This is a genomic window from Pseudomonas sp. BE134 (genome assembly GCF_031456105.1).
Classification (GTDB): Bacteria; Pseudomonadota; Gammaproteobacteria; order Pseudomonadales; family Pseudomonadaceae; genus Aquipseudomonas.
The window spans coordinates 74,616-86,928 of the sequence record NZ_JAVDUA010000004.1; the positions used below are offsets into that span (position 1 = coordinate 74,616).

Genomic DNA, 12,313 nt, shown 5'->3' on the forward strand with positions numbered 1-12,313 from the left:
GCGTCTTAACATTCAACGAAGATGTTGACTGCAAGAAAGCTATCGCGAGCAGGCTCGCTCCCACATTATTTGATTTGTGTCGTTGGGGTCAGAGCGGTGCAGGCTCTTGAGCAGGCTTCGATTTGTCGATCCCCGGCACATGCAGGTTACCTTCGGCCACCTGATCACCTTCAAGCTGTGGCTGCGTGACCCACGTAAGGATGTCGTAGTAACGACGGATGTTCGCCACGAAATGCACCGGCTCGCCGCCCCGGGCGTAGCCATAACGCGTCTTGCTGTACCACTTCTTCTCTGACAGGCGCGGCAGCATTTTCTTCACATCCAGCCACTTGTCCGGGTTCAACCCTTCCTTCTTCGCCAGTTTGCGCGCGTCATCCAGGTGGCCGGTGCCGACGTTGTAGGCCGCCAGGGCAAACCAGGTGCGATCCGGCTCCTGAATCGACGCGTCCAGTTGATCCTTGATATAGGCCAGGTACTTGGCCCCACCCATGATGCTTTGCTTGGGGTCGAGGCGGTTGGACACGCCCATTGCTTGCGCGGTGTTCTGGGTCAGCATCATCAGGCCGCGCACGCCGGTCTTGGACGTGACCGCCGGTTGCCACAACGACTCCTGATAACCGATGGCGGCCAGCAGACGCCAGTCGACTTTTTCTTTCTTGGCGTATGCCTTGAAGTGCTGTTCGTACTTGGGCAGGCGCTGCTGCAAGTGCTGGGCGAAGGTGGTGGCGCCCATGTAGCCAAGAACGTCGACATGCCCGTAGTAGCGGTCTTTGAGGCGTTGCAGGGTGCCGTTTTTCTGCACCTTGTCGAGGTAGTCGTTGATTTCGTTGAGCAGGCTGTTGTCTTCGCCAGCGGCCACGGCCCAACTCTGGTTGCTGGCATCGCCGAGATCGAAGGCGACCCGAATGTTGGTGAAGTACACCTGGTTCATAGCGACTTCGTTGGAGTCGACCAGGGTCAGATCGATCTGGCCTTCATCGACCATGCGCAGCAGGTCGACGACTTCAACCGCGTCGGATTCTTCATACTCAATGCCGGGGTATTTCTTTTTCAGCGCAGCCAATTGTTCGGCGTGGGTGCTTCCTTTGAGCACCATGATCTTCTTGCCGACCAGATCACCGGCGTCGGTCGGCCGCGATTGGCCGTTGCGGTAGATAATCTGTGGGGTGACATCCAGGTAGGAGTGGGAAAACCTGACCTGTTTTTTACGTTCTTCGCTGCCGACCAGACCGGCCGCAGCCAGCACCGGGCCGTTAGGCTTGCCGACCTGGCTGTACAGGTCGTCGAGGTTGTCGGCGGTCTCGATCTTGAGTTCCACCCCCAGATCGTCGGCGAAGCGCTTCACCAGCTCGTATTCGAAGCCGGTTTCACCGTTGCGATCCTGGAAGTAGGTGGCGGGGCTGTTGCGGGTAACCACGCGCAGCACGCCATCCTCCTTTACGCGCTCCAGCGTGTTGGGTTTATCAACACAGCCATTGAGCAGCAGGAAGAGTCCGGTTGCGATCAGCCATTTGGCGTACCGCGGACGCAAAGCCGTTGGGGAAAACATCTGCGCAGTATACGCAAAGGACCACGAGCGCCATATCTCGACAGCAAAGGGGTTGTCTGCTAGGCAATTGAAAAGGCCTCCGGAGCCCGCAGGAATGGGCCCGGACAGCATTTTCCGAGTGGAAAAAATAACCCTTTTTGAGTGTCTTTTCGAGGCCCGTATCTGCGGTCCGACACCCAGGTGCAGCCGCCCGTACCGTTTCGGGTGATGTCGCGGGCGGTTTAGGCTAGAATGCACGGCCTCAAAGCACACCCCTCCCGAGGCTGTCCCGAAGATGTTGATCCTGCGCGGCGCTCCTGCCCTTTCTGCCTTTCGCCACAGCAAACTCCTTGAGCAACTGAGCCAGAAGGTCCCGGCTGTCAGCGGCTTGTATGCTGAATTCGCTCACTTCGCCGAAGTTACCGGCGTCCTGACCGGCGACGAACAGCAGGTGCTCGCGCGCCTTCTGAAGTACGGCCCAAGTGTTCCGGTACAAGAGCCGACCGGTCGTCTGTTCCTGGTGTTGCCGCGTTTCGGCACCATCTCGCCGTGGTCCAGTAAAGCGAGTGACATCGCCCGCAACTGTGGCCTGAGCAAGATCCAGCGCCTGGAGCGCGGCATCGCGTTCTACGTGGCTGGCCAGTTCAGCGACGCCCAAGCACAGCTTATCGCTGACGTACTGCACGATCGCATGACGCAGATCGTTCTGGCCAACCTCGAACAGGCCGCCGGCCTGTTCAGCCACGCCGAACCCAAGCCGCTGACTGCGATCGACGTGCTGGGTGGCGGTCGCGCCGCGCTGGAAAAAGCCAACACCGAGCTGGGCCTGGCCCTGGCCGAAGACGAAATCGACTACCTGGTCAACGCCTTCGTCGGCTTGAAGCGCAACCCGCACGACATCGAACTGATGATGTTCGCCCAGGCGAACTCCGAGCACTGCCGTCACAAGATTTTCAACGCCAGTTGGGACATCGACGGTCAGAGCCAGGAAAAAAGCCTGTTCGGCATGATCAAGAACACCTACCAGATGCACAGCGAAGGTGTCTTGTCGGCTTATAAGGACAACGCTTCGGTGATCGTCGGTAACGTCGCCGGTCGTTTCTTCCCGGACCCTGAAACCCGCCAGTACCGCGCGGTGCAGGAACCGGTGCACATCCTGATGAAAGTCGAAACCCACAACCACCCGACCGCGATTGCCCCGTTCCCGGGCGCATCCACCGGCAGTGGCGGTGAGATCCGGGACGAAGGCGCGACCGGCCGTGGCGCCAAGCCAAAGGCTGGCCTGACCGGTTTCACCGTATCCAACCTGCAAATCCCGGGCTTCGAACAGCCGTGGGAAGTGCCGTACGGCAAGCCTGAGCGCATCGTGACCGCGCTGGACATCATGATCGAAGGCCCACTGGGTGGTGCCGCGTTCAACAACGAATTCGGTCGTCCAGCCCTGACCGGCTACTTCCGTACCTTCGAACAGTCGATCACCACCCCGCGTGGCGACGAAGTTCGTGGTTACCACAAGCCGATCATGCTGGCCGGCGGCATGGGTAACATCCGTGCCGAACACGTACAGAAAGGCGAGATCACCGTCGGCTCCAAGCTGATCGTGCTCGGCGGCCCGGCGATGCTGATCGGTCTGGGCGGCGGCGCGGCTTCCTCCATGGCCACCGGCACCAGCTCGGCTGACCTGGACTTCGCTTCGGTACAACGCGAAAACCCTGAGATGGAGCGTCGCTGCCAGGAAGTCATCGACCGTTGCTGGCAGTTGGGTGACAAGAACCCGATCAGCTTCATTCACGACGTCGGCGCGGGCGGTCTGTCCAACGCCTTCCCGGAACTGGTCAACGACGGCAACCGTGGTGGCCGCTTCGAACTGCGCAACATTCCAAACGACGAGCCGGGCATGGCCCCGCACGAAATCTGGAGTAACGAATCCCAGGAACGCTATGTTCTGGCGGTCGGCCCGGCTGACTTCGAACGCTTCCAGGCGATCTGCGAGCGCGAGCGCTGCCCGTTCGCCGTGGTCGGCGAAGCCACTGCCGAACCGCAACTGACGGTCACCGACAGCCACTTCGGCAACAGCCCGGTGGACATGCCGCTGGAAGTGCTGCTGGGCAAAGCCCCGCGCATGCACCGTTCGGCCGTTCGTGAAAACGAACTGGGCGACGATTTCGATCCGTCGACGCTTGAAATTGCAGATTGCGTCGAGCGCGTTCTGCATCACCCGGCCGTGGCGAGCAAAAGCTTCCTGATCACCATCGGCGACCGCACCATCACCGGCCTCGTGGCCCGTGACCAAATGGTTGGCCCGTGGCAGGTTCCGGTGGCCGACGTTGCCGTCACCGCCACCAGCTTCGACGTCTACACCGGTGAAGCCATGGCCATGGGCGAGCGCACTCCGCTGGCGCTGCTGGACGCTCCGGCGTCGGGCCGTATGGCTATCGGCGAAACCCTGACCAACATCGCCGCTTCGCGCATCAATAAGATCTCCGACATCAAACTATCGGCGAACTGGATGTCCGCTGCCGGTCACCCGGGTGAAGACGCGCGCCTGTACGACACCGTGAAAGCGGTCGGCATGGAACTGTGTCCTGAGCTTGGCATCACCATTCCGGTGGGCAAGGACTCCATGTCCATGGCCACGCGCTGGAACGACGAAGGCGTCGACAAGACCGTGACTTCGCCAATGTCCCTGATCGTGACCGGTTTCGCGCCAGTGGCTGACATCCGTCAGACCCTGACCCCGGAACTGCGCATGGACAAGGGCACCACCGACCTGATCCTGATCGATCTGGGCCGTGGTCAAAACCGCATGGGCGCCTCGATCCTGGCACAGGTGCACGGCAAGCTCGGCTCGCAAGCGCCGGACGTAGATGATTCCGAAGACCTCAAAGCCTTCTTTGCGGTGATCCAGGGCCTGAATGCCGACGGTCACCTGCTGGCGTACCACGACCGTTCCGACGGTGGTCTGCTGACCAGCGTGGTGGAAATGGCCTTCGCCGGCCACTGCGGTCTGAGCCTGAACCTCGACGGTCTGGCAGAAACCTCCGCCGACATCGCTGCGATCCTGTTCAACGAAGAACTGGGCGCCGTGATTCAGGTTCGTCAGGACTCCACACCGGACATCCTCGCGCAGTTCAGCGCTGCCGGTTTGGGCGAGTGCGTGTCGGTGATCGGTCAGCCGATGAACAACGGTCAGATCAACATCACCTTCAACGGCGAAACCGTGTTCGAAGGTCAGCGTCGTCTGCTGCAGCGTCAGTGGGCTGAAACCAGCTACCAGATCCAGCGTCTGCGTGACAACGCCGATTGCGCCGAACAAGAGTTCGACGTGCTGCTGGAAGAAGACAACCCGGGCCTGAGCGTCAAGCTCAGCTTCGACGTCAACCAGGACGTTGCCGCGCCTTACATCAAAAAAGGCATCCGCCCACAGGTTGCCGTTCTGCGTGAGCAGGGCGTCAACGGTCAGGTGGAAATGGCGGCCGCGTTCGACCGCGCCGGTTTCAATGCGATCGACGTGCACATGAGCGACATTCTGGCCGGCCGTGTCGACCTGAACGAGTTCAAAGGTCTGGTGGCGTGCGGTGGTTTCTCCTACGGCGACGTACTCGGTGCCGGCGAAGGCTGGGCCAAGTCCGCGCTGTTCAATAGCCGTGCTCGCGATGCGTTCCAGGGCTTCTTCGAACGCAACGACAGCTTCACCCTCGGCGTGTGCAACGGTTGCCAGATGATGTCCAACCTGCACGAGCTGATCCCGGGCAGCGAGTTCTGGCCGCACTTCGTGCGTAACCGCTCCGAGCAGTTCGAAGCGCGCGTGGCCATGGTTCAGGTCCAGGAGTCGAACTCGATCTTCCTGCAAGGCATGGCCGGTTCGCGCATGCCAATCGCCATCGCTCACGGTGAAGGCCATGCCGAATTCGCCAGCGAAGAAGCGTTGCTGGAAGCCGATCTGTCGGGCTGCGTGGCAATGCGCTTCGTCGACAACCACGGCAAGGTCACCGAAAAATACCCGGCCAACCCGAACGGCTCGCCGCGCGGGATCACCGGTTTGACCAGCCGCGACGGTCGCGTAACGATCATGATGCCGCACCCGGAACGTGTGTTCCGCGCCGTGCAGAACTCGTGGCGTTCGGAAGACTGGAACGAAGACGCACCTTGGATGCGTATGTTCCGTAACGCTCGGGTCTGGGTAAACTAAAAGCGGGTGAACTAAGCGTCGTGTACAAGCTCAGCTTTTTTGTTCCGGCCAGTCATGTGGAGCAAGTCAAAAGTGCCGTATTCGCCGCTGGTGGCGGACGGATCGGCGCTTACGACCAATGCGCCTGGCAAGTGCTCGGCCTCGGCCAGTTTCGCCCGTTGGACGGCAGTCAGCCGTTCATTGGTGAAGCGGGACAGGTCGAACAGGTTGAGGAATGGAAGGTTGAGCTGGTGGTCAGCGATGAGTTGATTCGGGCGGTGGTGGTGGCTCTGAAGCAGAGCCATCCCTATGAGGCGCCGGCTTACGAGGTGTGGCGGTTGGAGGATTTTTGATTCTCTTGCCGCTGAAATGAAAAACCCGCTGAATTCGCGTTCAGCGGGTTTTTTGTTGCTCTGAATTACAAGGATCCAGCCAGAATGGGGTTACGGGCGGATCTCGATCATCGTGCCGTCCGGTACCAGGTTCCAGACTTCGCGCATGTCCATGTTGCGCATGGCGATGCAGCCGTCCGTCCAGTCCAGGGTGTGGAACAGGGATTCAGGGTTTTCCTCAGTGTCCGGCGTTCCGTGGATCATGATCATGCCACCGGGATCGACACCCTCTCTGCGCGAACGGGCAGAGTCGCTGATGTTCGGGTAGGAGATGTGCATTGCCAGGTTGAAGCGATCGCTGACCTTGCGCCAGTCCACCCAATAGAGACCTTCTGGCGTGCGTTTGTCACCCTCCATCAGTTTTGGGCCTTGGGGATGCTTGCCCAAGGATATGCGATAGGTCTTGAGCGGCTTGCCATTATTGATCAATTGCAGTTGGTGAGCGGATTTCAGGACCAGAATTTTTTCGATGACTCTGCCATTCAGGGGTTCCGCAACGGAAGCCTGTGACATGGCAACGAACGACAAGCATAAAACGACAAGCAACCAGCGCATTGAAACGATATCCCTAGAGGTGTCGGCTATTTTAGTTATAGATGTTTTAAGTGATGGCAAGCTGAGCAAGTGGCGGGATCGATTCGGACCGCACAGGGTAGGCCTCGGTCCGCCGGTCAGCGAAGAAGCATTCTAGGGTACGGCCCACTGTGCGGAAAGCCAGGTCGGACCAAGGGATGTCGGCTTCCTCGAAAAGCTGCACTTCCAGGCTCTCGGGGCCGGCACAAAAGTCCAGGTCTGCCAGCTCGGCGCGAAAGAATACATGCACCTGGCTGATGTGCGGCACGTCGATCAATGTATAGATACTCAGGTTGCGCACCCGGGCACAGGCTTCTTCGGCGGTTTCGCGAATGGCCGCCTGCTCGATGGTTTCACCGTTCTCCATGAAACCGGCAGGCAGGGTCCAGTAACCGAGCCGTGGCTCGATGGCACGCCGACACAGCAACACTTTCGAGCCCCAGGTCGCGACGCAACCGGCGACGATGTTGGGGTTCTGGTAGTGAATCGTATGGCAGCTGTCGCAGACAAATCGCAGACGCGAATCGCCTTCGGGAATACGCTGGGTCACCGGGTTGCCGCACTGACTGCAAAATTTCATGCTTGGGTTCCTGAATGCTGCGCCTATCTTGGCGTGCGGCGGTGTCTGTCGGCAAGTTGTCGTTTAGCGACATGCAGTGGTTATGGGGTTGGGCGGTCGGTTCGATTGGTGCATGATGCAAAGTAGAGAATAAATCGAGAAGTCTCATGCTGGACGAGCTACTGCATCGAGTAAGCAACCACACTCCACGCACACTGGAAACCGACAAGCGTTTCCCAGAGGCTGCGGTACTGGTGCCCATCACTCGCAGTGATGAACCAGAACTGGTTCTGACCCTGCGCGCCAGCGGGCTCTCGACCCATGGCGGTGAAGTGGCCTTTCCCGGTGGTCGTCGCGACCCCGAGGACCCCGACCTGATTTTCACCGCGCTACGTGAGGCCGAAGAAGAAATCGGCCTGCCACCGGGCCTGGTTGAAGTGATCGGCCCGCTTAGCCCGCTGATCTCCCTGCACGGCATCAAGGTCACGCCTTATGTCGGGGTGATTCCGGATTTTGTCGAATATCGGGCCAACGATGCCGAGATCGCTGCTGTCTTCAGCGTACCGCTCGAATTCTTCCGCAAGGACCCGCGCGAACACACCCATCGCATCGATTACCAGGGCCGTAGCTGGTACGTGCCGAGCTACCGTTATGGCGAATACAAGATCTGGGGCTTGACGGCGATTATGATCGTCGAGTTGATCAATTTGCTCTATGACGCGAAAATCAGCCTGCATCAACCGCCCAAGAGTTTTATCAACACCTGAGCCATCGTTCGTATGGCGTCAACCGTGCTTTGTATGAGCCTGCCTGGCCTTGAGGACAACAAGATGAAATATCGCCTGGGCGATGCCCGCGTCGAAACCCATCCGCAGAGCTGGGTCGCGCCCAATGCCGTGCTGGTGGGCAAGGTCAAACTGGAAGAGGGCGCCAACGTCTGGTTCAACGCCGTACTGCGGGGCGACAACGAACTGATCCTGATCGGCAAGAACAGCAATGTCCAGGACGGTACCGTGATGCACACCGACATGGGCTACCCGCTGACCATCGGCACTGGCGTGACCATTGGTCATAACGCCATGCTGCATGGCTGCACCGTGGGTGATTACAGCTTGATCGGCATTAATGCGGTCATTCTGAATGGCGCGAAAATTGGCAAAAACTGCATCATCGGCGCCAATTCGCTGATTGGCGAAGGCAAGGAAATTCCCGATGGGTCGCTAGTCATGGGTTCCCCAGGCAAAGTGGTGCGTGAGCTGACCGAGCAGCAGAAGAAGATGCTGGAGGCCAGCGCTGCCCACTATGTGCATAACTCGCAGCGCTATGCCCGTGATCTGGTCGAGCAGGAAGAATGAGCGCCACTGAACGACCGGTGCCATCGCCCTGCGTGAATATTTGCGCGTTGGATGACGACGACATTTGCACCGGGTGTCAGCGGACGGTGGAAGAGATCACGCGCTGGAGCCGTATGAACAACGAAGAGCGCCGCGCGGTGTTGGGGTTGTGTCATGAGCGGGCCAAATCCAGCGGGTTGCTGTGGATGATCGGCAAAACCCCGGACCTGTAGCAGCTGGCGCAGCCTGCGTCCGGCTGCGTCCGGCTGCGCAGCAGTCGCAAAATCAGGCACTTCGGTTATTCAGTCAAATCGCGTTCTCAGGGTTTACGACTGCTGCGCAGCCGGACGCAGCCTTCGGCAGCTGCTACAGGGTTCGTGTCCGGGTTTGATGGTTGGGGCGGGGCTGAAGTAATCTATGCACCAAATTGACAGGTATTCCCCCGTCCCATGTTCTTTCTGATCGCCTACATCAGCAGCGTCGTGCTGATCAACTACGCCTTTTCCACCGCACCTTGACATCATCTGGTCGGCCTGGGGTGGATTGGTGTTCGTACTGCGCGACATGGTGCAGATCCGCTTCGGTCACGGCGCCATCGCCGCAATGCTGGCCGCGCTGGTGCTGTCCTACGTCACCTCCGATCCATCTATCGCATTGGCCAGCGCCACGGCGTTTGCGGTGTCCGAGTGCATCGACTGGCTGGTGTTCAGCATCACCAAACGCCCGTTGCACGATCGCCTTTGGATAAGTTCGGCGCTGAGCATTCCCCTCGATACCTTCATTTTTTTCGGCATGATCGACGCGTTTACTCCCGGTGTGATCCTCACAGCCATGGGTTCGAAGTTCGCTGGCGTGACCGTTGTTTGGCTGATCATGGCCTGGCGCTTGCGCAAACAGGCCCTCGTCAGCTGAAGCCAAACCCTTCGGTTCATGTAAAATGCCGCGCTTTCTCCCCATGGGAAGCGCGCATGGCGTTGCATCCCTCGATGATCCGCTTCTTGAGGACCTGAGATGACCCGTATCGGAACTCCATTGTCGCCAACCGCGACCCGCGTATTGCTGTGTGGCTGTGGTGAGTTGGGCAAGGAAGTGGTAATCGAGCTGCAACGCCTGGGCGTTGAAGTGATTGCCGTGGATCGTTATGCCGACGCCCCGGCCATGCAGGTCGCCCATCGCAGCCACGTGATTAATATGCTCGATGGCGCCGCCCTGCGTGCGGTGATCGAAGCCGAGAAGCCGCACTTCATCGTGCCGGAAATCGAAGCCATCGCGACCGCCACTCTGGTCGAACTGGAAGCCGAAGGCTTCACCGTGATTCCGACCGCGCGTGCCGCGCAGCTGACCATGAACCGTGAAGGCATCCGTCGCCTGGCCGCCGAAGAGCTGGACCTGCCGACCTCGCCGTACCATTTCGCCGATACTTTCGAGGATTACAGCAAAGCCGTCGAAGACCTCGGCTTCCCATGCGTGGTCAAGCCGGTGATGAGTTCCTCGGGCAAAGGCCAGAGCCTGTTGCGTAGCGCCGATGACGTCAAAACCGCGTGGGACTACGCGCAAGAAGGCGGCCGCGCCGGCAAAGGTCGCGTGATCGTTGAAGGTTTCATCGACTTCGACTACGAAATCACCCTGCTGACCGTGCGTCACGTCGGCGGTACCACCTTCTGCGCGCCGGTCGGTCACCGTCAGGAGAAGGGCGACTATCAGGAATCCTGGCAGCCACAAGCCATGAGCCCGGTTGCTTTGGCTGAGTCCGAGCGTGTGGCCAAAGCGGTCACCGAGGCGCTGGGCGGTCGTGGCCTGTTTGGCGTCGAGTTGTTCATCAAAGGCGATCAGGTGTGGTTCAGCGAAGTCTCGCCGCGCCCGCATGACACTGGCCTGGTGACCCTGATTTCCCAGGACCTGTCGCAGTTCGCGCTGCACGCACGGGCGATTCTGGGCCTGCCGATTCCGCTGATCCGTCAGTTCGGCCCTTCGGCTTCAGCGGTGATTCTGGTGGAAGGGCAGTCGACCCAGACCGCTTTCGCCAACCTGGGGGCTGCGTTGAGCGAGCCGGACACGGCGTTGCGTCTGTTTGGCAAGCCAGAAGTGAATGGTCAGCGCCGGATGGGCGTGGCATTGGCGCGGGATGAGTCGATTGAATTGGCTCGTGCCAAGGCCACCCGTGCTTCTCAGGCTGTCGCGGTAGAGCTGTAAACCGAGTCGCGCCTATCGCGGGCAAGTCCGGCTCCCACAGGAATTGCATTCTTTCTGGCCGAATGCGTTCCCTGTGGGAGCCGGGCTTGCCCGCGATGGCGATCTATCAGGTTACCCGATTCAAATCGTTGTTACGCGTCTCCTTCAGGCACAGCACCGCAATCAAGCTCAACACCGCCGCCACCGACACATACCCGCCGACATAACTCAGACCGCCCATCGCCACCAGCTTCTGCGCGAAGAATGGCGCCGCCGAGGCCCCGACGATCCCGCCCAGGTTGTACGCCGCCGAGGCTCCGGTATAGCGAACGTGAGTCGGAAACAGCTCAGGCAGCAACGCACCCATCGGCGCAAACGTCACGCCCATCAGAAACAATTCGATGCACAGGAACAGCGCCACGCCCCAGGTTGAACCTTGGGTCAGCAGCGGTTCCATCAAGAACCCGGACAAAATCGCCAGCACGCCACCGATGATCAGCACCGGTTTGCGCCCGTAACGGTCGCTGGCCCACGCCGACAGTGGCGTCGCGGCGGCCATGAACAGCACCGCGAAGCACAGTAAGGCGAGGAAGGTTTCACGGGTGTAGCCGAGGGTCGACACGCCGTAACTCAGCGAAAACACCGTCGAGATGTAGAACAGCGCATAGCACACCACCATCGAGCCGGCGCCCAGCAGCATCGGTGCCCAGTATTGGCTGAACAGCTCGACCAGCGGGATTTTCACCCGTTCCTGGCGAGCCATGGCATTGGCGAACACCGGGGTTTCGTGGAGCTTGAGGCGCACGTACAACCCGACCATCACCAGTACGGCACTGAGCAGGAATGGAATCCGCCAGCCCCATGAGCGGAATTGTTCATCGTTCAGCGTCATTGCAAGGGTCAGGAACAGACCGTTTGCCGCCAGAAAGCCAATCGAAGGACCCAGCTGCGGGAACATGCCGAACCAGGCGCGTTTGCCTTTGGGCGCGTTCTCCGTGGCCAGCAGCGCCGCACCGCCCCATTCACCGCCCAGCCCCAAGCCTTGGCCGAAGCGCAGCACGCAAAGCAGGATCGGCGCCCAGGCGCCAATGCTGTCGTAACCCGGCAACACGCCGATCAGCGTCGTGCAGACGCCCATCAGCAGCAGCGAAGCGACGAGTGTTGATTTTCGCCCGATGCGATCACCGAAGTGGCCGAACAGGGCAGAACCCAGCGGTCGCGCAAGAAAGGCGATACCGAAGGTGAGAAACGCCGACAACATTTGCGCGGTGCCGGAGGTCTGTGGAAAGAACACCGGCCCGATCACCAACGCTGCTGCGGTGGCATAGACGTAGAAGTCGTAAAACTCGATGGCGGTGCCGATGAAACTCGCGGTGGCCACCCGGGTGGCGGAGTTCGTCGGTTGTGCGGACGTGGTTTCGGTATAAGTCGTGCTGGTCGTCATGCGGTTATCCCTGACAGTCATGTGCCCCAGTGGAGCGAATTATTATGGTCGAACACCCAGGGATGTGGGTTTTGTTGCAGAGTGCGGGTAGCACTGGAGTGAGGCGGGGCTTGGGTAAGCGCCCCGATTATAGGAAGGAG

Annotated in this window: 10 protein-coding genes and 1 pseudogene; 7 read left to right on the forward strand and 4 right to left on the reverse strand. The window is 60.0% G+C overall.

Annotation, left to right across the window (positions count from 1 at the left end):
* Window positions 1-88: 88 nt before the first annotated feature.
* A complete protein-coding gene (gene mltF, locus J2Y56_RS05200) occupies window positions 89-1,549 on the reverse strand; it encodes a membrane-bound lytic murein transglycosylase MltF (RefSeq protein ID WP_310349043.1) in 1,461 nt (486 codons plus the stop codon).
* A 274-nt stretch (window positions 1,550-1,823) separates the two neighbouring features.
* On the opposite strand from mltF, the gene purL reads away from it, so the two are divergent.
* On the forward strand, window positions 1,824-5,720 hold the full coding sequence (gene purL, locus J2Y56_RS05205; RefSeq protein WP_310349044.1) for a phosphoribosylformylglycinamidine synthase: 3,897 nt from the start codon (window positions 1,824-1,826) through the stop codon (window positions 5,718-5,720).
* Window positions 5,721-5,740: 20 nt separating this feature from the next.
* Window positions 5,741-6,052, forward strand: a complete 312-nt coding sequence (locus tag J2Y56_RS05210) for a YqfO family protein (protein ID WP_310349047.1) — start codon at window positions 5,741-5,743, stop codon at window positions 6,050-6,052.
* A 90-nt stretch (window positions 6,053-6,142) separates the two neighbouring features.
* Here J2Y56_RS05210 and J2Y56_RS05215 read toward each other — a convergent pair whose 3' ends face one another.
* Complete coding sequence (locus J2Y56_RS05215) at window positions 6,143-6,646, reverse strand: murein L,D-transpeptidase family protein (protein ID WP_007944854.1); 504 nt, start codon at window positions 6,644-6,646, stop codon at window positions 6,143-6,145.
* A gap of 46 nt (window positions 6,647-6,692) precedes the next feature.
* Window positions 6,693-7,244, reverse strand: coding sequence for an NUDIX hydrolase (locus J2Y56_RS05220; protein WP_007944855.1), 552 nt, complete (start codon window positions 7,242-7,244; stop codon window positions 6,693-6,695).
* Between the two features lie 146 nt (window positions 7,245-7,390).
* Between J2Y56_RS05220 and J2Y56_RS05225 the strand changes: the two genes are divergently transcribed.
* The 5 genes and pseudogenes from J2Y56_RS05225 to purT all read left to right on the forward strand — a co-directional run bounded on the left by J2Y56_RS05225 (window position 7,391) and on the right by purT (window position 10,750).
* Window positions 7,391-7,990, forward strand: coding sequence for a CoA pyrophosphatase (locus tag J2Y56_RS05225; protein WP_007944856.1), 600 nt, complete (start codon window positions 7,391-7,393; stop codon window positions 7,988-7,990).
* Window positions 7,991-8,053: 63 nt separating this feature from the next.
* Window positions 8,054-8,578: a gamma carbonic anhydrase family protein gene (locus J2Y56_RS05230; RefSeq protein WP_007944857.1), complete on the forward strand. Its 525-nt coding sequence runs from the start codon at window positions 8,054-8,056 to the stop codon at window positions 8,576-8,578.
* On the forward strand, window positions 8,575-8,790 hold the full coding sequence (locus tag J2Y56_RS05235; protein ID WP_007944860.1) for a DUF1289 domain-containing protein: 216 nt from the start codon (window positions 8,575-8,577) through the stop codon (window positions 8,788-8,790). The genes J2Y56_RS05230 and J2Y56_RS05235 overlap by 4 nt, the downstream gene beginning before the upstream one ends.
* A 216-nt stretch (window positions 8,791-9,006) precedes the next feature.
* A pseudogene (locus J2Y56_RS05240) lies at window positions 9,007-9,469 on the forward strand (preQ0 transporter).
* Window positions 9,470-9,568: 99 nt separating this feature from the next.
* Window positions 9,569-10,750 carry a formate-dependent phosphoribosylglycinamide formyltransferase gene (gene purT, locus J2Y56_RS05245; RefSeq protein ID WP_310349049.1) on the forward strand — a complete coding sequence of 394 codons (1,182 nt, stop codon included), beginning with the start codon at window positions 9,569-9,571 and terminating at the stop codon, window positions 10,748-10,750.
* Window positions 10,751-10,856: 106 nt separating this feature from the next.
* Here the strand turns inward: purT and J2Y56_RS05250 are convergent, their stop codons facing one another.
* Window positions 10,857-12,173, reverse strand: coding sequence for an MFS transporter (locus J2Y56_RS05250; RefSeq protein ID WP_310349052.1), 1,317 nt, complete (start codon window positions 12,171-12,173; stop codon window positions 10,857-10,859).
* Window positions 12,174-12,313 lie beyond the last annotated feature (140 nt).

Excerpts from the sequence above, each read along its gene's own strand:
- mltF (WP_310349043.1), bottom strand. The coding sequence starts at position 1,549 with ATGTTTTCCCCAACGGCTTTGCGTCCGCGGTACGCCAAATGGCTGATC.
- J2Y56_RS05230 (WP_007944857.1), top strand. The coding sequence starts at position 8,054 with ATGAAATATCGCCTGGGCGATGCCCGCGTCGAAACCCATCCGCAGAGC.
- purL (WP_310349044.1), top strand. The coding sequence starts at position 1,824 with ATGTTGATCCTGCGCGGCGCTCCTGCCCTTTCTGCCTTTCGCCACAGC.
- purT (WP_310349049.1), top strand. The coding sequence starts at position 9,569 with ATGACCCGTATCGGAACTCCATTGTCGCCAACCGCGACCCGCGTATTG.
- J2Y56_RS05250 (WP_310349052.1), bottom strand. The coding sequence starts at position 12,173 with ATGACGACCAGCACGACTTATACCGAAACCACGTCCGCACAACCGACG.
- J2Y56_RS05215 (WP_007944854.1), bottom strand. The coding sequence starts at position 6,646 with ATGCGCTGGTTGCTTGTCGTTTTATGCTTGTCGTTCGTTGCCATGTCA.
- J2Y56_RS05225 (WP_007944856.1), top strand. The coding sequence starts at position 7,391 with ATGCTGGACGAGCTACTGCATCGAGTAAGCAACCACACTCCACGCACA.
- J2Y56_RS05235 (WP_007944860.1), top strand. The coding sequence starts at position 8,575 with ATGAGCGCCACTGAACGACCGGTGCCATCGCCCTGCGTGAATATTTGC.
- J2Y56_RS05220 (WP_007944855.1), bottom strand. The coding sequence starts at position 7,244 with ATGAAATTTTGCAGTCAGTGCGGCAACCCGGTGACCCAGCGTATTCCC.